This is a genomic window from Pseudoalteromonas piscicida (assembly GCF_000238315.3).
Classification (GTDB): Bacteria; Pseudomonadota; Gammaproteobacteria; order Enterobacterales; family Alteromonadaceae; genus Pseudoalteromonas; species Pseudoalteromonas piscicida.
This window is the reverse complement of the sequence record NZ_CP011924.1, coordinates 3,194,522-3,217,311: the sequence shown is the minus strand read 5'-3', so window position 1 is coordinate 3,217,311 and position 22,790 is coordinate 3,194,522. Positions and strand designations below refer to the sequence as shown.

Here is a 22,790-nt window from a genome sequence, read left to right as displayed (position 1 = left end):
GGCTATTTTGCTTTACAACTTAAAGAACAAGCAAATAAAAGTGGGCATTATTAGTCGTTCGCTGCATTTTAAATAACTAAAAGTGAATAATGGTAAACCGTTTTTGCATGTATTCATGCAGAAAAAACAAGGAATAACCCAATGAATAAAAAAGTATTGGCGTCTCCAATTCAAAACGCGCATTGGATCCAGCTGAACAACAATATGGATAAGTCAATTCAGCTTGGCTCAATTAGTGTTTTACATACGGGTAGCTTAGATATTGAAGCTATCAGTGCATATTTGACCACTTTAGTAGAGCGTTTGGATATTATCCGCACGGCCTATGAGGTCGATGAATTTGGTGGGCTCTGGCAAAATATCAGAGATCTTGATCCGATTGAATTGGTGACAGAGGATTGGCGTGGTTATACAGACGCACAAATAGCACAGCGTAAGTTAGAAAACACTATAATCGGGGAAAAACAATCAAGCGACTTTACCACTCCTTGGTTACGATTAGTCATTGCGCAGCAAAGCAATAGCTACTGGTGCTGCCTTGAAATGAGCGCTCTAAACACAGATAGTTTTACATTGGCTCATCTAATGCAGTTGATTCTTGCCGCTGGTAGCGAGTGTTCCAATGATGCACAGACTTGGCTGCAAAATGAAGTCATCCAGTATGAAGAGCTAGCACCTTGGTTAGCAGATTTCTTGTTAGATGAGGAATTAACAGAAGCTCGTCAATTTTGGGCGAGGGATAAAAGTGTTGCCGCGTTGGTTAATAAATGTACGTTGCAACGATATAAGCATGATGGAAAATCAGAGTACAAATTTGACTATATCAACCTTGGTGATATTCAAGGTGAAATCTCACGTTTTGCTGAACAACACCAAGCGACGAGCGCTGAAGTAGTATGTGCGAGTTTGCGTTTGGCGTTGAAGAAGTTTGCACCAAAGGCCGAACTTGCTAGAATGTTCGATAGCCGTTCTGACAGTGATTTAGCGGATGCTATCGGACCATTGAGTCGGGCTGTGCCTTTATTCCCAGAAGTTGCTGACAATTTTAATGACGCTATACAGAACGAACTTGAATGTAGTGAGCACGGTGTTGATTACGCTGAGTGTTTTGCTAAAAGTCATGATCATGAGTCCGCAGGTTTTAGCTTTATCTTTGATAGCGTAGTTAATTTAGATCTGCCGACACTGCAAATCGAGCAGGTAAAGCACTTAACTGAAGCGTGTAAGTTACAGTTTACTTATATTCAGCAAGAGAGTGAAAGTCGTTTACAACTAACGTATGATAGCGAATATGTTGACGCTCAAGCCGTCACTTATTTACTTAATCAGATAAAAGTGGCGTTAACTAATCATGTTGGTATTGTCACTCAGCATCTTGATGCTACATATCAAGGTTATGGTAAAGTGGTTACTACATCGGGAGTAACGGTATTAGATCACGTTAATAAGGTCGTCGCTGCAGGCAACGGTAGCGTGCTTGAGTTAAATGGTAAGGAAAAAACACTCGCAGATGTTGATTGTGCAGCAAACCAACTGGCGAATTATTTACAACATCAAGGAGTAGGTAAAGGTGATGTCGTTGCGCTATGTCTGGTCCGTTCAGTGGACTTCGTCATTGCGATGTTGGCGACGATGAAAGCGGGTGCAACATATGTTCCTATCGATATTGACCTGCCGCATCAGCGTATCACCGATATGCTTAAAGACGCGCAAGCAAGTACGGTGATAAGTGTTGGTGAGTATGAGGTCACTGGCTGTAAAAACATTGATTTAAATGAGCTCAAGCTCGAGCAGTACGCTGCTACAGCACCGGATATAACTATTCAAGAAACAGATTTAGCATATATTTTATTTACCTCTGGCTCTACAGGAAAGGCCAAGGGAGTAAGTATCAGTCACAAAGCTTTGCTCAATCATATGAACTGGATTAATGATGAATTTACATTTGCAAAAGACGATCGTTTCCTGCAACGAACATCAGCAAGTTTTGATGCATCAATTTGGGAGTTTTGGGCACCGTTGATGGTTGGCGCAACGATGGTTATTGCCCCAAGTGAAATCAATTATGATCTACCACTGTTCAAGCGTACGATGCATGACTATTCGATCACTCGACTACAGCTTGTGCCATCACTATTAGACTTGTTACTTGAACACATTGATGGTTCTGTATCGTTCGCGCTAAAAAGTGTATTTTGTGGCGGTGAGGCATTGAAGAGCTCAACCGCAGATAAAACTATGCAAGCTTTTAATTGTGAAGTTATTAATCTATATGGGCCATCTGAGTGCTGTATTGATGCTTTATTTTGGCGCTATGAGCGTGCGACAGCAACAGATTTTGTGCCTATCGGATACCCAATTGATAACTTACAGTGTCGGGTCATGAAAGAAGATGGTTGTCTTGCCGAAATAGGTGAAACCGGTGAGTTACAAATCGCAGGTGATTCCGTTTTCAATGGTTACTTTGGTCAAGACGCTTTAACGGCGAAAGCACTGATTCATTGTAATACTAGTCACTTGGATTTTTATAAAACCGGTGATCATGTCCAAGTGTTGTCAGACGGTAACTTAATGTACTTAGAGCGTCTTGATAATCAAGTAAAACTTAATGGCTTTAGAATAGAACCTGATGAAGTTTCTATGATTATTTTGAATGCAGGTCTTGCGGAGCAAGCAAAATGTGTTGTTGCTGGAGGTGGACTTTCTCTATTTATTATTGCTCCTACTGCCTCCGAAGCTGAGCTTACGCAATTGTTGGCCAATAAGTTACCTGAATATATGCAGCCAAAACAGCTGATAGAGCTAGAGGCATTCCCCTATTTATCCAACGGTAAGTTAGATACTAAAACTCTAATTGAAAGTGCGTTAAACCATACTAATTCAGACTATGTAAAGCCTGAAACGGAAGTCGAGGTACAGCTTGCTCATATTTGGCAAGAGCTCTTGAATACATCTATGTTGATTGGCACTACGCATGATTTCTTTGCTATCGGAGGACACTCTCTCTTGGCAATGAAAGTACTAAATCGCATTCAAGAAGAGTTCAAAATAAACATTAGTGTTCGAGTGTTATTTCAAAATAAAACAATTGCTGAACTTGCAGCGCACATCGAACCATTACTGCTGTTAAACAGTGCAAATAATGAAGAATTAGAATGTATGGAAGGTGGTTTACTATGAGCGTAGTTGAGTTGCTTAGAGAAGTTAAGAATAAGGGCATTATTTTATATCTTGAGAATGGTAGCTTGGCTTTTAAAGCACCGCCAGGAGTGATGGATAATGAAATAAAAGCACAAATTATAGCGAAGAAAAGTGAAATTGTTTCTTTGCTTCAACAACAGGAAAATACAGGTATTCCCACTATCATTAGCCGTCCAAAGCGGGATGATAAGCTTCAACCTGCTTCATTTGCGCAGCAAAGGTTATGGTTTATTGATAGCATGCAAAAAGGATCCGCTGAGTACAACATGCCTGTTGCTTTTGAGGTAAGTGGTACACTTGATCTTGCAACGCTGACCAAAGTATTTGCAGCAATTATTGAGCGTCACGAAATATTGCGCACAGTGTATTTATCAGATGCCGGTGAAGTACAGCAGGTCATTCGTGATATGGCTGAAATTGACTTTAGCATCACTGTGGAGAATCTCGAGCATCTCACGGGTGAGATGCTCGAATCTGAAGTTCAAACTATTATTTCATGTGATATGAATACCCCATTTAATTTAGCGCAAGATTTGATGCTAAGAGTAAGCTATATTCATAAAGCTGAAGGCTCAGGTGTACTGCTATTTAATATGCACCATATTGCATCCGATGGATGGTCGACTGAGATACTTATCAAAGAGTTTATTACATTATACCAAGCGTTCAGTGAGGGGGAGCAAAATCCGTTACCTGAGTTACCAGTGCAATACGCAGACTATAGCCATTGGCAGCGGGAATACGTAGCTGGTGAAGTCTTAGATGGTCAATTACGCTATTGGGAAAGTCAACTCAAAGATATACCGATGATACACAGCTTACCCTGTGACTTTTCTCGCCAAAAAAGCAAACAGACCATGGGCAAGTTGGTACATGGTCAGCTCTCCGGTAAACTTGCTAAAACATTACTAGATACTGCGAAAAAGTTGCAGCTTACTCCATTTATGCTAGTTCACGCTGGATTCTCTCTTCTGTTGGCAAGACACAGTAATAGCAACGATATAGTTATCGGTACGCCAATAGCAAATCGAACTCAGGCAGAATTAGAGTCACTAATTGGGTTGTTTACAAATACATTAATATTACGAGCTAATACAGAGCATAAATCGTTACATGAATACTTTGATCATATTCGCCAAGTGCATTTAGGGGCTCAATCTAACCAAGATGTACCATTTGAGCAACTTGTTGAGCGCTTGAATGTTCCACGTAGCTCAGAGTATAGCCCTTTGTTTCAGGTTATGCTGACAACGAGCAGCGACTTTGGGGTCAATGAGAATTCAAACAGCCAAACGTTAGCATTACCAAATGCAGAGTTGAAAGCATATCTCTCTGATCAAGTACAGGCTAAGTTTGATATTGAGCTCAATGTCAGTATTAGTGAGCTTGGTGCGAGCTTAGATTGGACCTTTGATGACGGATTGTTTGAAACTCAGCATATCGAACAATTAAATCAACACCTGTGTTCATTATTTGAAGCCATAGGCTCTGTTAATGACCCCAAACAGGTGGCACCATCTTCATTACCCATGATGTCGGAAATTGAAATTAATCGTTTAGTTCATGAATTAAATGGCGTCGAACAAAGTTATGATAATGAAAAGTGCATTCATGAGCTTTTCGAACAGCAAGTAGCTAGCTCCCCAAAACAAACTGCAGTGGTGTTTGCAGACAAAGCGCTTACTTTTGCTGAGCTAAACCAGAAAGCAAATCAGGTTGCACACTGCTTAAGGGCTAAGCATGAGATTACGCCAGATACTTTGATCGGCCTGTGTGTTGAGCGTTCATTGGAGATGGTAGTTTGTATTTTAGGGATTCTCAAAGCTGGGGCGGCATACGTTCCGTTAGACCCAAGTCACCCTAATAATCGACTGATGGATATCATCTCAGAAACAGAACCTAAAGTTGTTCTAACACAATCTGAGTTGCTCAATAAGTTTGAATTATCAGAATCAAAGATGTTGATTGTTGATGATTTAATTGATGGAGATAATTCACCATTTATTGAGTATCCGACTGATAACTTAGATAAAAGCACGATTGGATTAACCACAAACCACCTTGCTTATGTAATGTATACCTCCGGGACCACTGGTAAGCCTAAAGGGATCATGGTTCAGCACTGCGGATTACTTGCGAGAAAAGCTGGCTGGGACCATATTTTTGAAATTGATAAGACACCGCTGACTGTTTTACAAATGGCAGGACTATCGGTTGATATTTTACTGGGTGATATAATCAAAGCGCTTTATAGTAATGCTGGAAAGCTCATCGTTTGCCCGTACGAAACGTTAATTTCAGCACATGAACTTTGTAATTTGATAAACATACATCAAGTAACTTATGGTGATTTTGTCCCTAGTGTTGTAAGAGAATTGGGACATTACCTTGTGAATAATGAGCAGAAGTTGCATGGACTTAAGTTCATATCAATAGGCTGTGAAGCGTGGAAAGTTGATGATTTAGAATTACTAAATCAAGTCGTTGATAACAGTACTCGAATTTTCAATTTATATGGTCAAACGGAAACGGTTATTGATGCTAGTTACTTTGATACCAGTAAGTATGGAATTGAATACTTAAGGAGTGGGTCGATCCCATTGGGCACACCATTCCCAAATACTGCACTTTATGTGTTAGATGATAACCGTCAATTGGTACCAAATGGAGTAACTGGTACTTTATATGTTGCGGGCCATGGTTTAGCTAAAGGCTATTTTGGCAACTCTGAACTTACAGCTGAGAAGTTTGTGCGCAATGAAAGTTCAGATATAAAAGAACAGAGACTCTATTGCACAGGCGATCTTGTAAGACGCTTATCCGACGGTAGCTTAGAATTTGTTGGGCGAGTCGATGAGCAAGTTAAAATTAGAGGGTTCAGGATTGAGCTCAGTGAAATTGAAGCACAAATCTCAGCCTTAAGCGATGTAGACTCTGCTGTGGTGATGGCCAAAGAAGTGCAAGGTAGTCTGCAAATCGTCGCTTATGTAAAACCTTTGGATCTAGCAATGGTGACAAACACTGAGGAAAGTTCAGAAAGTCAGTTTAAAGCGGCGTTGAGGAGTGTACTCAAAGAGAAACTACCAGAGTACATGTTACCCACAATCGTTATGATTATAGAAAGCTGGCCATTGAATGCTAATGGAAAGGTCGATAAAAAGGCATTGCCAGAACCTGACCGGGCATCAATCGGACAAGAGTATGTTGCACCAAAAACAGAGGTTGAAGAGCATCTAGCTAAAGTGTGGTCTGAATTGCTTAACCTTGAGGTTCAACAGATTAGCACTACAGCTAATTTCTTTGAGCTGGGTGGGCACTCCTTGCTAATAAGTCGCTTAGTTGCTACACTCAATGAGCAGTATGAGATTAGTCTAGCGCTAAAAGAAGTATTCGAACTGCCTACAATCAAAGGGATTGCAGCACTTGTGGAAGCGTCGAAAGCGGCAGCAGTTAAGCAAGTAGAAACAACGGTGTCGGAAAAGAAAAATTCGATAGTGATATAAAAAGTAAATCTTATTCTCGTCAGAGTTATGCGCAATCTACTACAGCATGGCTCTGGCCATCAAACGATATCAATGATTTGATGGCGCTAACTTTTCGGAGAAAAACATGGAACTATTAAAAGAGCTTAGCCCCGCTGAGTATCAACAAGAAGCGAAGTCTGATTGTGGAGGCTTGATCCTCACCTTATTGGATGATGAAAAAGAAAAAATAGAACAACTAGTCAGACAGCATAATACAGTTAACTCAAAAGATGGTGCAGATATCACTTTTAACTATCTAGAAACATGGAATAAATTTCCTCGTAGAGTTAAAAGAAAGCTGCTTGAGTTCAAGTTTAAAGGCGGTGACCATAGCTATCTATTGATAAAGAATTTGCCGCTACTACAGGGGCTTCGTGATACACCGCTCGCGAAAAATGAAATTAAGGGTAAGCAGCGAGATTATGCCGCGCTATTACAATCGATCATTTCCGTATCATTAGGGTATGTATATAACTTTAAAGATAAAATCACCACTGGGTTGGTAGACGATATCTATCCGATAAAGAAAGATTCTAACAAGCAAGTAGGCACCAACAGTGTATTTCTTGAATGGCATGTTGAAGATGGATTTCACGAAACGAAAGCTGATTTCGTTACACTGCTATGTTTAAGGGATGACCCTGAAGTAAAAACATATTTGATGCCGGCAAATCACCTGAATTTGTCAGATGCAGAGCGTGTACAACTGAGCCAATTAGACTATCTAATTTGGGAAGATCTCACATTTAACAACGAGGGTGATTTACGTAGTACCAAGGTAAAAGTGCTGGATGGTACTGAAGATCCTGAAATTATTTACGACCCAGCTTACATGGAAGCGTGCAGTAGCGCATCAGCCGAAGCTTTCTCGTCTCTTAAAGACTCTATCGTGAAAGGGTGTTTGACTTTAACCTTAGCTGAGGGCGAGATGCTGGTCTTTGACAATCGTAGAGTGGTTCATTCTCGTAATGCTTACAGTCCCAGATTTGATGGCAAAGATCGTTGGCTGTTGAGAACGCTTGTGGTGGAAAGCTGGTGGAAAGCAAAGAATAAAAAAGTAGAGTCGACTTTATATGTAAGTTAACGGGCAAGGTCGGATAGCTCGGATTTACCCTGTTATTTTAGGTCTCAATAGTTTGAGGATGAAGCAGCTAGTCGCTAGCTTCGGTTGAATACAAAGTTTTAGTACTCCAGTCATGGATTGGTAATTGGTCGTTTGCACTTAATAGCTCGTTGAGAAGTAAGGTGCGCTCTGTAGACCTTGCACTATGTAAAAAGGTAAAATTTCTGTGGAAAATATAAAAAAATTAATAGCCGATTGTGCCGAGGCACAGTTCTCATTTGAGCTGGCGGAGAATGACCAACTCAAAATCAACTTTGAGGAAGCCATCCCTGAGTTAATACAGCGAATTAAGGACAATAAAGAAGGGATCCTGTACTACCTCCGAAGTGATGGATATAAAAAAGTTGTAAAAGCAACTCAAACGGATCAAAAACATAACTTATCGTATGCACAGCAGCGCCTGTGGTTTATTGATAATTTAAAAGGCAGTACTCAAGAATATAATATGCCGATGGCTTTTGATGTAACGGGTGAACTCAATATTGCGGTGTTGAAAAAAGCATTCCATACCATCATAGCAAGGCATGAGGTATTACGTACTACTTACCATGAACACGATGGTTTGGCTGTACAGCAATTAAAGGGTATAGATGCTTTTGCTTTTGATATTCAAGAAGTTGATCTTACAAATCTCAGTGGTGATTCATTACAAACTGCATTAAAGGGCCACATCGATGAACTGATTGGCCAGCCATTCGATCTAAGTCAAGATCTAATGCTTCGCGTAAGCTACATCAAACGAACGAATGATTCTGGCGTTCTATTATTCAATATGCATCACATCGCGTCTGATGGTTGGTCAATGGAAGTCATTTTGAAGGAGTTATTTACCTTATATCATTCATATATAGCTGGTATGCCTAATCCACTTCCTGCCCTTTCTATTCAGTATTCAGATTATGCACATTGGCAAAAACAGTACTTGAGCAATGGGGTTCTAGAGCAGCAATTAGCATACTGGGAAAAGCAACTAGATGATCTTCCTGTTGTTCACTCTTTACCTTTGGATAAGCCTCGCACTGAAGGGACGGCCAGCCGAGTCGGTATCGTACATGGCCAGCTTTCATCTGCATTGGCGAAAGAGCTTATCAATATCGCTAAGATGTATCAATTAACGCCATTTATGTTACTACATGGAATGCTTTCACTTTTGCTTGCTAAGCACAGTAATAGTAATGACATCGTTATTGGTACGCCTATAGCTAATCGCCTGCAGTCGGAACTGGAGCCGCTTATTGGTTTCTTTGCAAACACATTGGTACTTCGAGCTGACACCAGTTTTGCTTCTATGGATGAGTACTTTGCACATATTAGAGCACTACACCTTGATGCTCAGTCTAATCAGGATGTCCCTTTTGAACAGTTAGTTGAGCGCTTAAAAATACCGCGAAGTCAAAGTCATTCTCCTTTGTTTCAAGTATTGTTAACGACAAATAGTGACTATGCTTTAACGCCAGGTTCGGAGCAAGCATTCAAGTTACCAAATGTTGAACTCCAGACATATCAATCGGATTACATTCATGCCAAGTTTGATCTGGATATTGATATCAGCATTAGTGACTCAGGTGTTGCTTTAGTATGGGAGTATGATACTAGCATCTTCATGGAGCAGCGGATCCAAGTCTTAAACGATCATTTTTGTAAATTACTTAATGGGTTAGCTCGTATGGTTGCAGAGGGTAATGATGTCTTGCCTTCGTTGCCTATGCTGTCTCAGGAAGAAGCACATTACTTATTAAATGAAGTGAACGATACAGTAGTTCCTTATACTAAGGACATGTGCATTCATGAATTGATTGAAGAGCAAGCCTCGCTTCATCCTGAGCGGACCGCTGTGGTTTTTGATGACGAGGTTCTCAGCTATGCAGAGCTCAATAGGAGAGCAAATCAGGTAGCGCACTATTTACGTGAAGAGCACCATATTAAGCCTGATGATATTGTTGGCCTATGCGCTGAGCGTTCGGTTGAAATGGTCATCGGTATCGTTGCGATATTAAAAGCAGGAGGGGCATATCTCCCTCTTGACCCTAGCTACCCAGTGTCACGGCTGTCTTATATGGTAGAAGATGCTGCACTTAAAGTTGTGTTGACTCAAGGAAGTAATATTGAGATAGCAAAAAGCTTGGGAACACCGGCTGTTGCATTGGATCAGCATGCGCAATTTTCACCTTATGACATAACAAATGGACCTAAATCACAACTAGGTTTGACAGCGAACCATTTAGCTTATGTGATTTACACTTCTGGTTCTACAGGAAAACCAAAAGGAGTGATGGTTGAGCATCAAGCTCTGTTTAACCGGATTCATTGGATGCACAATAAGTATGGTATGACTCATCGTGATAACGTGCTACAAAAAACACCGTACAGTTTTGATGTTTCGGTTTGGGAGTTCGTTTGGACTCTAGCCTACGGGGCGAAACTGGTTGTTGCTCGTCCAGATGGGCATAAAGACCCAGAGTATCTATGCCGTCTAATCCAGCAGAGCCAAATTACTAAGCTACACTTTGTTCCTTCAATGCTGGGACTTATATTGGAAAATAAGCAGTTCTCACATTGTCATAGCTTAGAGCAAGTATTTTGTAGTGGCGAAGCGTTGCAGCAAAGCCATGTTGAAGAATTTAGAAAGGTTTTACCAAGTACCCAGCTGCATAACCTTTATGGGCCAACAGAAGCTGCCATTGATGTAAGCTATTGGGATTGCTCGGGGGATATCAGTAAAGGAGTGCCGATAGGAAAACCTATCGACAATATTCAGTTGCTTATTCTTGACCCTAATTTAAACCTAGTGCCAAAGGGAGCTGTAGGGGAGTTACATATAGGTGGAGATGGCCTCGCGAGAGGGTACTTAAACCAAGAAGAACTAACTTCTGAGCGCTTTATTCATAACCCTTTTTATGATGAAGGACAAGGTAGCCGCTCTCCACGTTTATATAAAACAGGCGATCTTGCACGCTTAAGAGCCGACGGGGAAATTGAATATCAAGGTCGAATTGATCATCAAGTTAAAATTAGAGGCTTACGTATTGAACTTGGAGAAGTCGAGCATCAGTTAAGTGGCCTAGATAGTGTTGATTCAGCGCTTGTTCTAGCAAAAGAAGTTGCAGGTTCAACTCAGTTGGTTGGTTATTTTAAACCATCGCATAACCATGGCGACTTTGATCAAAAGAGCTTGATAGAAAATATACAAAGGGAGTTAAGTGGCGATCTTCCCGCTCACATGGTGCCAAGTATACTTATTGCAATAGATGAATGGCCACTAACGGCCAATGGTAAAGTAGACAGAAAAGCCTTACCAGAGCCAGAAGGCAGTGCACTGCAAGGAGAATATGTTGCACCGGTAACAGAAGTGGAGCAAAGGTTAGTTGATATTTGGTCAGCCTTACTGAATATACCGAGTGATAGAATAAGCACCACGGCGAACTTCTTCACACTAGGCGGACACTCGCTACTGAGCATTCGTTTAATGTCAGAAATTAGACAACAATTTGCCGTAGCGCTACCAGTGCAGGCAGTATTTGATGCGGAGAATTTGGCAGCACTTGCGACACTCATCAATCAGGGCCAAGGCAGTGACATGCGACCAGCTTTAGAGGCGGTTGCGCGTACATCAAGTATCCAGCCAGTTTCTTTTGCGCAGCGACGATTGTGGTTTATAGATCAACTACAAGGAGGCTCGGCGGAGTACAATATGCCAATGGCACTGGAAGTGTCAGGTGAATTGGACTTGATGGTAGTAGAGCGAGCACTGAACGAAATAGTGGCACGACATGAAGTGTTACGTAGCGTGTATGTTGAAGTAGATGGCGAAGCAAAACAGCAAATTAAGGATATAGCAGAGGTAGAGATTAAGGTAGCACAAGAGGACGTGCGACATTTATCAGGAGAGTCTCAGGCGCAAGCGGTAGCGGCGCTGGTCAATGATGAGTTTGTACAGCCATTTGATTTAGCATCGGATGTCATGATACGAGTACGCTATATTCATACGTCGGAGCGTGCAGGGGTTCTGCTATTTAATATGCATCACATCGCATCGGATGGTTGGTCGATGGAAGTATTAAATCAAGAGTTCTTCCAATTGTACGATGCCTTTAGTCAAGGCAAGCCGAGTCCACTGAGTGCACTTGAAATCCAATATGCGGACTATGCCCATTGGCAGCGCACGCACTTAGAAGGCGCGGTGCTAGAGGAGCAGCTGAGCTATTGGGAAAGTCAGTTAGATTCACTCCCAGGGGTACATAGTTTACCGCTGAGCTATCCAAGGCCGAAGCAGAAGGCGTTTGCAGGCGGGGTAGTGTCAGGGAGATTACCGTCGGAGATATCGCAGAAACTGCAAGAGTTGGCGACGAAACATAAGCTGTCACCCTTTATGCTGCTACATGGTGCGCTGTCATTATTACTATCAAGACATAGCCACAGTAGTGATATCGTGGTGGGGACACCGGTGGCGAACCGAACGCAGTCGGAATTAAGCCCATTGATAGGCTTTTTTGTGAATACACTGGTACTGCGAGCGAATACGGCGCAGGCGGATTTGGCGAGTTATTTTAAGCATATCAGGCAAGTGCATATAGATGCGCAAGCGAATCAAGATGTGCCGTTTGAGCAATTGGTAGATAGGTTAAAGGTATCAAGAAGTACAGCGCATAGCCCACTGTTCCAGATAATGTTGACGACGAATAGTGACTATGGTGTGCAGCAGGGGGAGCGCGCGGTTAGTTTACCGGGTGTAGAGATAAGCGCTTATGGTAGTGATACGATACAGGCGAAATTTGATTTAGAAGTTGACCTTAGCATGAGTGATGCGGGGGTAGGGTTAAGTTGGACGTATGATGTAAGCCTATTCAGTGAAGAGTCGATTAAGCGGCTGAACGACCACTTATGTCGTTTGCTGACAGCGCTAAGTGAGGAGCATGTTGGAGATATCGCACCGCATGATTTGAAGATGCTATCGGCGGCGGAAGAGCGTTATTTAATAGAGGGATTGAATGATACGGCGCAGGCTTATCCGAAGGATAAGTGTATCCATGAGCTATTTGAGGAGCAGGCGGCTTTAGAGCCAGAGCGGGTAGCGGTCGTGTTTGGTGATAGAAGCCTGAGTTATGGAGAGTTGAATGCCAGAGCAAACCAAGTTGCGCACTATTTAAGGGCGGAGCACCATATAAAGCCAGATAGTTTGGTGGGGCTATGTGTGGAGCGCTCACTGGAGATGGTAGTGGGTATATTGGGGATATTAAAAGCAGGAGGCGCGTATGTGCCGCTAGATCCGAGCTATCCTCAATCGCGACTGGATTATATGTTAGAAGATGCGGCGTTAGAGGTGGTGTTAGCACAAGGCGCGGGTGTCGATGTATTAGCGGAATTTGCGGGGCATGTGGTGGCATTGGATGATGCGGCATTATTTGCGGCGCAAAGCCATGAGAACATAGAGAAGCAAGAGAGTGGATTAGAAGCAACGAGTTTAGCCTATGTCATTTATACCTCTGGTTCGACTGGGCAGCCAAAAGGGGTGATGATTGCTCATAAAGCTCTGAGTAATTATCAGTTGCATATTCAACATGCATATGGAGTGACTGCAGCAGATCGAATTTTACAATTTTCCAATATTTGCTTTGATATTTTCGTTGAAGAATTTTTCGGTGCATTATGTCATGGTGCACAGTTGATACTGAGTACATCTGCTTGCAGGCAAGGGTTAGCTGAGTTTGTTGAGTATTGTGAGCATCATGGTGTAACCGTCGTAAGTTTACCGACCGCGTTCTGGGCGCAAGTTGTTAGTGACAATCAAAAGTTTGTCAGCACAACTATGCGTTTGGTAATTGTCGGTGGAGAGGCACTCACCGTTGCTACCGTGAGGGAACACTATAGCCGATTTTCTGAACAAGTTACGCTCATGAATACTTATGGACCAACAGAATCAACTATTACGGCTACGACTTATGCAACCACTTTGGCGGATGCTGAAGCGCAAAGTGTGACAATTGGTAAAGCTAATATCAATAATCAACTACTCATTTTAGATAATAATAAACGTTTAGTACCTTACGGCTGTCCCGGTGAGCTGTATATCGGCGGGGATGGCTTGGCTCGAGGATATATAAATCGTCCGGAGCTTACCGCTGAGCGTTTTATTGATAATCCGTATTACCAACAAAATGAGCCAAATAGCACTGCACGATTATATCGCACTGGAGATCTGGTCTGCTTTACTGAAAATGGAGATATCGCCTTTATGGGTCGTGCGGTCGATCAAGTTAAGATCCGCGGTTTTAGAATAGAGCTTGGGGAAGTTGAGGCGCAATTAGCGCAGCAACCTGAAGTTGACTCTGCTTTGGTACGAGCAATTCATATTGCAGGCAGTTTACAGTTGGTGGCATATATTAAGCCGCTAGTAGCTAAAGGAAGTGATGAACACTATGACTTTGTCCGCTACTTAAAAGCTGAATTAAAGGAAAAGCTACCAGAATATATGATGCCAAGTGTGATTATGGTTGTCGAAGAGTGGCCGCTTACACCTAATGGAAAGGTAGATAAACGAGCGTTACCTAGTGTTGATGTGGATGTGTTAATTGGAGATTACATTGCACCCCAAACTAAAATGGAGCAGGAAATCGTTCATATTTGGTCAGAGCTGTTAGGGATAGAAGCAAATAAAATCAGTCGTAATGCAAACTTCTTCGAACTTGGCGGGCATTCGTTGCTAACGGTTAAGCTAGCTACAGAAATCAATAGGCGATGTAACACCAAGATATCGCTAGATAGATTTTTCAGTGCGGTAACTGTGGAGGCAATGGCGAAACTGTGTGAGGGATATGATACGGCAAAGTCATATCAAGTTATCAAACCAATTTCACCACTTCATGGCGATAAAGATGAGCTATTTATGATCCCAGGTGTTGCCAGCACAGAGAATGATTTTGCTTGGCTTGCAGCGCAATTATCGGCGCATGGTTATCGTGTTTACGCTTGTCCTCATAAGGGATTACTAGACGGGGCACCACCTTATGAGTCTGTAGAAGAGAACGTAACAGCAATCACAAATGGCATTATACACAAATCTAAGCATTCTCAAGGGGTCAGGCTGATTGGGCACTCATTTGGTGGGCTTTTAGCGTTGGAAACAGCTAATAAACTGAGCGAACAAGGAGTTAAAGTAGAATTAATTTTAATCGATAGTTACTTTGAGCAGCACCGACAACAAAAAAGGCATACCACTATAGATGGTGGGGAAATAAGTAGTGATAAACCCTTGCCCACAGGAATTGATAGTTTATTGATGCGTCAGTTAGAAACCTTGGAGCAACGACAAAGCCAGTGGTTACGAGATTATATACCATCAGTCCACTCAGCTGTCACAGTCAAATACGTGTATGCAACTCAATCTAATTTTTGCATAGAGTCGTACCATCGCTACTTTGAAAAGCAACATGATAAAGCTGTCGAATATACAAGTATAAACGCTGGGCATATGGATATATTGAAGTCTGACGATTTGGTTAAGTTAATGCTCGAACAATATCTAGATTAGCAGTTGGTGAGCAGTCAAAGTGGGTGGATAACTACCCACTTCAATCTATAAACCCTCTATATAAGCCGTCTGAAGTGATGGTGAGAACAAACAAAAGTTGGTCTATTATGAAGATAAAACATATTCAACCGATTGCTTTACCTGCAATGATTCTATCGCTATCTGCAGTCGTGCTATTTGTCATGAGCGCTCTCAGTGCAGCAGATGAAGAATCGACACTGAAAGTGAAAGTAAATCATATCTCGACAATACCCATTGAACAAAAAAACCATACGGTCCGTTTTAAGCTGTACGGAGAGCTTCGGCCGAGCGAAATTACGAGCTTATCTACTCGAGTAGCCGGAAATATTGAGTCTTGGTCAAAAGAACTCGTAAAAGGCGGTGTGGTTAAAAAAGGGACGGAGCTGTATAAAATAGAAGATAGTCAATATCAAGCTGAGCTTAAAAATGCAGAAGCTGAGTTGCTCAACGCTAAAGCTAAACTCGAGCAAGAGTTGGGAATGGGAAAGGTAGCTCAAATAGAATTAGAGCGGATCCAATCAGACCAAGAAAATAGTCTGTTCTTGAGAAAACCACAAATTAAAAGTGCTTATGCAGCAGTGAGATCTGCAGAAGCAAGATTATCATCTGCTCAGAAGAATTTAGAGTATACATCAGGTGTTGCACCATTCGACGCGTTAGTCGTTGAGAAGTCAATCGGCACGGGACAGTTTGTAAATCAAGGTACGAGTGTAGCGATATTATATAATATTGAAAGTGCTGAAGTGGAGTTACCTATTGCGCGATTTGATAGCCCATATTTGCCGGAGAACCTTTTAGCAACCGAGGTGGTGGTGAGGTTACCAGGCTCAGATCAGGTAGCTAGAGGTAAATTAATTCGAAGAATTCAGCTGGTTGATACACAAACCAGAGCTTACAAAGTTGTCGCGCAAGTGACAGGGCTGCTAGATAGGCGCAGTAGTAATTCATTTTTACAATTTGGTGACTTTGTCGAAGTGGAGTTTTCTGGGCGTACGCTTGAGCAAGTATATAAAGTGCCAGAAGAACTAATTGAAAATAACCGTATTTGGGTCGCGAACAAAGGTTCGCTCGTATTACGAGAGGTGACCACTTTGCGAAATGAAAATGGTTTTGCAATAGTTAGTAGCGGTATTCAGACAGATGATAAGATAGTCAGTGCATTGCCGGATTACCCCTATACAGGAATGCCTGTTGAAATTGTTGCTGCAAATCTAGCAAAGCTGTGAGGTTATTGTGATGAACAAAGAAAGCTTTAACCACGGCATCATCAATTTTTTTATTAATAATCCTGTAGCTGCAAACTTGTTGATGGTATTTGTCATCATTATAGGTGCAGTTTCTTATCAATCTATAAACAAGCAAATATTCCCCAACATTCAGATTGATACGATAGAAATTAATGTTACTCAGTTTGGCTCCTCTGCAAAAGAACTCGAAGAGAATGTGATAAGTAAAATAGAGTACAGCTTAGTTAGTCTGCCAGATATAAAGCGTATGCGCTCCTGGTCCAATGACAATTCAGGTAGGATTGTGCTTGAAATACTGAAAAATGCGGACCCTGCCAGTGTGTTAGACAAAGTGAAACTTGCAGTCGACGCAACACCAGGCTTTCCCGCTGACTTAGAGCCAATTATCATTAAACTGCGTGAAAACTTACAACCGGTTATCCGCTTGGCTCTCATACAAGACAATGAGGTATCCTCCTTAAGACATTATGCACTTCAAGTACAAAATGAGCTTTTAAATTTAAATAATGTTTCAATAGTGAGTAATAACTTACCAAAAGGGGAAGTCGCGATAGAGGTTAACCCTGTTGCACTGCAGATGTACAAATTGACGATTGAAGATGTCCGGTTAGCACTGCAAAAATACTCAAATAATATGAGTGTGGGAGCCGTGAGGAGTGAAGCTGGTACCATCCCTCTTCGTGTTGAAAATCAGGCATATGATGAAGGAGCATTTGCCAATATCCCGATTAAAACTTTTGAGTCTGGCTTACAAATAAAGCTTGAAGATATAGCCAGTGTCCGAGATGGGGTTATTGAAGGTGTGCATTTATTTTCTTTTTCGGCAAAGCCTGCTGTTGCTTTTGAAGTGATGGCTGCGGAATATCAAGATGCTGTTGCCGTTGCTGACTCGGTGCAACAATATGTGGCGTATAAAAATCAGTATTTACCAAAGGACTTAAAACTTGAGGTGATTATTGACGGTACTGCGTATTTAGATCAGCGCTTGGCGATGATGGAAGAAAATCTGGTCCAAGGTGCTATTCTAGTTATGTTAGTCTTATCTTTGTTCCTAAGCATGAGACTAGCATTTTGGGTGGTTGTGGGCTTGCCGGTGTGTTTTCTTGGTGCAATACTGATAATGCCATTGTTTGGTGTCACTATAAACTTGGTGTCATTATTTGCCTTCATTATGGTGTTAGGATTGATTGTTGATGACGCTATCGTAGTTGGCGAGAGTGTACATGAACAAATAGAGACAATGGGAAATAATAAGCGAGCAGTTGCTCAAGGCGTAAAGAAAGTCGCTAAGCCTGCGGTTTTTGGCGTATTAACGACCATAGCGGTATTTTTTCCTTTCATCTTTAGTGACGGCTCACAAAGTGAGTTATTCAAAGGGGTTTCGATTATCGTAATCTTTTGTCTGCTATTCAGCATTGTTGAGTCTAAGTTGATTCTACCTGCCCATTTAGCCAGCATGCCCTCAAAACAGACTTCTCAAAGTGGATTTAAATATAAGTTGAATCAAGCAATCAGTGGGTTTAGTCAGGGGTGGTTGACTGATCGAGTTGTCTGGAGCATACGACATAAATGGAGCGTGCTATTATTATTTGTTGTTATTTTCGTACTTTCTCTTGCCTTGATAGTATTAGGCCACGTTAAGTCTATACCTGATCCTATGGTCCCAATTGATCAACCAGAGATTACACTTGAACTTAACGATAATGCCTCTGCGTTGGTGGTTAAACAAGCGGCACAAGCCTTTGAAAAAATGCTGAAAGAAGAAGAGCAAAAAACAGTCTCCTTGTTTGGCAAGGGAATGATCAAAGATATTTTGATTGAAAGCGTTGGAGAAACTAGCCTGAAGTTTACTGTTATTCTCGTCGATGAAAACCATAGACCTTATGATACGTTTGCGCTATCTCAGCGCTGGAGAGAGAATATTCCTGATATTGTGGCACTTAAAGCAGTTAGAATTAAAGATGATGTATTAGGCCAGCATAATTTATATGGGGACTTTGGTTATTTCTTTTTTAGTGATGATATTGATGAACTAAATGCAGCCGCAAAACTATTTGCAGCGGAGTTAAAGCAACAAAAAGGATTATATGAAGTTGGCTCTACGATATCCGTCGGGCGAAAAGAGCTATTAATGGAATTAAAGCCATTAGCTCATCAGTTAAATCTAACGCTTGCTGATGTAGCTCTGCAGTTACAGCAAACTCATTATGGCGCAGAGGCTGATAGGTTTAGTCGTTTAGGAGAAGAGATTAGAGTGATGCTTAGGTATCCTCAAGCTAGTCGCACGAGTATCAGCGAGTTACAGTATGTTCGTATTAGACTGAGTTCTGGAGAAGAAGTATTCTTAGGAGATGTGGTTAACTTTAAAGAGACCCAAGCAGTAACAACAATTCGTCGCGAGGCTGGTAAGCGCAGTCTATATGTTTTTGCTTCTATAGATCATCAAGAAGTGAATGCCACAAAAGTTATCAAGCATGTGAATAAGGAAATAATTCCTAAAGTGAGGGCGCAATACCCTTCGATAACCACTGATTTAGGCGGAAAAATAAAGGAAGTCAGCAACGAGAAAGACCAAATGTTGATTTTCACTGTAGCCTCTTTGCTCGCAGTCTATATTCTATTGGCAATACCGTTAAAAAGTTATATTCAGCCGCTGCTGATAATGTCGGTTATCCCATTTTGTGTTGTTGGTGCGATATGGGGACATTGGATTTTTTCGGAGGATTTTAGCTTAGTTTCAAATTTTGGTCTAATCGCGGCGGCGGGTGTTGTTGTCAATGATAGTCTTATACTTGTTGACAGGATTAACGAAAAAGTGCGAAGTAACATTGAGATCATCGAAAGTGCAACACAGGCTGTTCATGAAAGGTTTAGAGCTATCATATTAACTTCATTGACAACGTTTTTTGGGTTGTTACCAATAATGTTTGAAACCAGTGTTCAGGCGAAGTTTGTATCTCCCATGGCAATATCTCTTGGTTTTGCTGTGCTGGTTTCAACAGTAGTGACACTCTTCTTAATTCCAATCCTGTATGTAGTCGGTTATCGCTTGAAACAAAAAGTACGTATGTTTGGTGCAACAAAAGATAATTTGAAAGATCAGCAGGTCCTAGGTAGTTAGGGGTAAGTTTGGTCATGGACACAACTCGATATAAGGTTCTAATGAGCCTTATATCATTTTTTATTTCTACTTTTTTGACCCTTACTTTTCCAAACAAACCCCGCTACAATATTGCGCAATTTGTACTTAGTAAGTGCTTGTTGTCTGCTAAAGCCATTTCAGTATTACGGTGCACAATGAAGTGACCGGATTAAAGACAAGAGTATTGAACTGTACGTATGTTTTTTGACACAAGAAAAAGGATCCTGTGTTCATGCCGTTAAATACAATTATTCTAGCTGCGGGTAAAGGCACTCGCATGCGCTCTAAGTTACCAAAGGTCCTTCATCCTATCGCAGGAAAACCCATGGTACAGCATGTCATCGACAATGCGGTGTCGTTAGGCGCGCAGTCTACCAATTTAGTTTTTGGTCATGGTGCGCAGCAGCTACAAGCCGCGTTATCACATAATGAAGTGAACTGGGTGCATCAAGCTGAGCAGTTGGGTACTGGTCATGCTGTCGCGGTAGCAAAGGAGCATATTGGTGATGACGATAAAGTACTGATCCTCTATGGTGATGTGCCTCTCACAAAGCTGAGCACGCTGCAGCGTTTGCTGGATGTGACGCCTGATAACGGCCTTGCTGTACTCACTGTTGATTTAGTAAACCCGACAGGTTACGGCCGTATGCTGCGAGAAAATGGCAAATTGGTTGGTATTGTCGAACAAAAAGATGCGTCTGCGGAGCAACTTGCTATTACTGAGATCAATACAGGCATAATGGCGGCTAACGGTGGATTATTGAAAAAGTGGCTTGGACAGTTATCGAACAATAACGCACAAGGTGAATATTACCTCACTGATATCGTGGCGATGGCGCACAGCGAAGGGGTAGAAATTACTTCTGCACAACCTGATGATGAGATGGAAGTAGAAGGTGCCAATAACCGGGTACAACTTGCTGCTTTAGAGCGCGCTTATCAAACTTGGCAAGCTGAAACCTTGATGATTAATGGTGCTAGTTTAGCGGATCCTGCTCGCATTGATGTGCGTGGACTTGTAACAACTGGTGAAGATGTTCAGATTGATGTTAACGTGATATTTGAAGGCCATGTTGAAATTGGCGATGATGTCGTCATTGGTCCAAACTGTGTACTTAAAAACTGTAAAATCGGTAATGGCGTTGTGATTAAAGCTAATACGCTTATCGAAGATGCGCTGGTCGCTGATAAGTGCACTTTAGGTCCATTTGCTCGCTTGCGTCCTGGCGCGATAATGGAAGAAGATTCTCATATTGGTAACTTTGTCGAGATGAAGAAATCTCGTTTGGGTAAAGGTTCAAAAGCTAATCACTTGACCTACCTTGGAGATGCTGAAATTGGGGAAAAGGTGAATATTGGTGCCGGAACCATTACGTGTAACTATGACGGTGTGAATAAGTCTAAAACTATTATCGGTGATAATGCCTTTATTGGCTCTAATTCATCACTAGTTGCACCAGTTGAAATTGGTAGTACGGCAACGATTGGCGCAGGTTCAGTGATTACCTCAAGCGTGAAAGATGAGCAATTGGCAGTCGCGCGAGGAAAACAGCGTAACTTGGATGGCTGGCAGCGACCAATTAAAAAGTCTTAAGAATTATTATTATAGGGACAGCTTTAAGTTCCTCTAGACACCAATAAGGCAAGCATGACTTGCCTTATTTCATTCCTTTCTGTTACCACCCATGGTACATTGTATTTTCAATAAAAAAATATTAACAATAATATTACCCGATAAGTGCTATGGAAAATTTATTTCGCCGTGAGGTGTTAGAGCATAAACAGCACCGCTTAGAGGGCACAATTAGCTTAATCCAACCGCCCGTATTTAAGACTCTGGGGTTACTCATTTTAACGGTTGTGATTTTAAGCATCGTGTTTCTATCAAGTGGTAGCTATACCAGAAAGGAAAGAGTATCTGGCGTTATTGAACCCAGTGGTGGACTGCTGCGTGTTGCTGCAATGCAACAGGGGGTGGTGTCTGAGGTATTGGTCAAAGAGGGTGAACAAGTCGCTGCTGGGCAACCTTTGCTGCGAATTGCATCTGCAAAACATAGCACCGAAGCCACTGAGTTGAATCAAGCATTGCTGAATCAATATCGCTTTCAGCAAAAGAACTTACTACAGCAGATAGAGCAACTGCGTGGACAGTACCAGCTTGATATTGAAGAGCTACAGCAACAAGAAACGACCGCAAAAGAAAAGTTAAAAGAACTTGAGAGCCAAGCAAGTACGTTCCAAGAGCGGCTACTACTTAATCAAGATTTAGTATCGCAAATTGCGACCTTAAAAGGCACTGGTTATATTTCTGAACTTGAGCTACAACGTCAAAAAGACACTTTGCTTTCACTCAAGCAACAAGCGTCTTCAATCCGTTCAGAGCGTATTGCGCTTGAGTCACAGCTGAAAAATATTAAAAATCAGTTGGCGAAACTGCCGATTGAACATCAAAACAGAATTTCTCAGCTGCAATCGCAGCAAGCAGATCTACTGATACAAATCTCGTCCATTGAGCAGGAGCGGCTTGGTGAAGTTCGCGCAGCTCAGTCAGGGGTAGTTACGGGATTGCTCGCTAAACTTGGCAAAAATGTTTCCATGGGTCAGCATTTACTGACCTTGATCCCCGAACACAGTGACATGCAGGCAATCGTTTATATACCTACATCAGCGTTTGGCTTTATCAAAGAAGGGCAAGAGACTAAGCTACGCTATCACGCGTTTCCCTACGAAAAATTTGGCATTTACAAAGGAAAGATTGTAGAGCTCAGTAATAGTGTGATCTTGCCTGAGGAAACCAACATGCCAGGTATAATTCAAGAGCCTGCGTACCGTGTTGTTGTTGCGTTGGATGAACAAGCAGTAAAAGCATATGGTAAAGATACAGTCTTGCGTGCAGGTATGACGCTTGATGCGGATATTGTGGTAGAAGAACGCTCTTTATTGCGTTGGCTGTTTGACCCAGTGTTTAGCATCAAAGGCCAGTTATAAGAAGTAAAAGGGTTGA

8 protein-coding genes are annotated in these 22,790 nt (G+C 41.8%); all 8 read left to right on the top strand.

Going from position 1 to position 22,790, the window contains the following annotated elements; genetic code table 11:
- Positions 1–141: 141 nt before the first annotated feature.
- The 8 genes from PPIS_RS14805 to PPIS_RS14770 all read left to right on the top strand — a co-directional run bounded on the left by PPIS_RS14805 (position 142) and on the right by PPIS_RS14770 (position 22,774).
- A complete protein-coding gene (locus PPIS_RS14805; protein WP_010376927.1) occupies positions 142–3,180 on the top strand; it encodes a non-ribosomal peptide synthetase in 3,039 nt (1,012 codons plus the stop codon).
- Positions 3,177–6,704 (top strand): non-ribosomal peptide synthetase, encoded by a 3,528-nt coding sequence (locus PPIS_RS14800; RefSeq protein ID WP_010376929.1) that lies wholly within the window; start codon positions 3,177–3,179, stop codon positions 6,702–6,704. The genes PPIS_RS14805 and PPIS_RS14800 overlap by 4 nt, the downstream gene beginning before the upstream one ends.
- A 106-nt stretch (positions 6,705–6,810) precedes the next feature.
- Complete coding sequence (locus PPIS_RS14795; protein WP_010376930.1) at positions 6,811–7,809, top strand: TauD/TfdA family dioxygenase; 999 nt, start codon at positions 6,811–6,813, stop codon at positions 7,807–7,809.
- A 205-nt stretch (positions 7,810–8,014) separates the two neighbouring features.
- Positions 8,015–15,376, top strand: a complete 7,362-nt coding sequence (locus tag PPIS_RS14790; protein WP_096040886.1) for a non-ribosomal peptide synthetase — start codon at positions 8,015–8,017, stop codon at positions 15,374–15,376.
- A gap of 107 nt (positions 15,377–15,483) precedes the next feature.
- Entirely contained in the window at positions 15,484–16,623 is a 1,140-nt protein-coding gene (locus tag PPIS_RS14785; RefSeq protein ID WP_019647553.1) for an efflux RND transporter periplasmic adaptor subunit, read from the top strand.
- A 10-nt stretch (positions 16,624–16,633) separates the two neighbouring features.
- On the top strand, positions 16,634–19,765 hold the full coding sequence (locus PPIS_RS14780) for an efflux RND transporter permease subunit (RefSeq protein WP_010377612.1): 3,132 nt from the start codon (positions 16,634–16,636) through the stop codon (positions 19,763–19,765).
- A gap of 253 nt (positions 19,766–20,018) precedes the next feature.
- Positions 20,019–21,380 (top strand): bifunctional UDP-N-acetylglucosamine diphosphorylase/glucosamine-1-phosphate N-acetyltransferase GlmU, encoded by a 1,362-nt coding sequence (gene glmU / locus PPIS_RS14775; protein ID WP_010377613.1) that lies wholly within the window; start codon positions 20,019–20,021, stop codon positions 21,378–21,380.
- 149 nt (positions 21,381–21,529) lie between these two features.
- Positions 21,530–22,774 carry an HlyD family secretion protein gene (locus PPIS_RS14770; RefSeq protein ID WP_010377616.1) on the top strand — a complete coding sequence of 415 codons (1,245 nt, stop codon included), beginning with the start codon at positions 21,530–21,532 and terminating at the stop codon, positions 22,772–22,774.
- The last annotated feature ends 16 nt before the right edge of the window (positions 22,775–22,790 follow it).

Bases quoted from the DNA above. Each gene is read 5' to 3' on its own strand.
- PPIS_RS14805 (WP_010376927.1), top strand. From the start codon at position 142: ATGAATAAAAAAGTATTGGCGTCTCCAATTCAAAACGCGCATTGGATC.
- glmU (WP_010377613.1), top strand. From the start codon at position 20,019: ATGCCGTTAAATACAATTATTCTAGCTGCGGGTAAAGGCACTCGCATG.
- PPIS_RS14795 (WP_010376930.1), top strand. From the start codon at position 6,811: ATGGAACTATTAAAAGAGCTTAGCCCCGCTGAGTATCAACAAGAAGCG.
- PPIS_RS14785 (WP_019647553.1), top strand. From the start codon at position 15,484: ATGAAGATAAAACATATTCAACCGATTGCTTTACCTGCAATGATTCTA.
- PPIS_RS14800 (WP_010376929.1), top strand. From the start codon at position 3,177: ATGAGCGTAGTTGAGTTGCTTAGAGAAGTTAAGAATAAGGGCATTATT.
- PPIS_RS14780 (WP_010377612.1), top strand. From the start codon at position 16,634: ATGAACAAAGAAAGCTTTAACCACGGCATCATCAATTTTTTTATTAAT.
- PPIS_RS14770 (WP_010377616.1), top strand. From the start codon at position 21,530: ATGGAAAATTTATTTCGCCGTGAGGTGTTAGAGCATAAACAGCACCGC.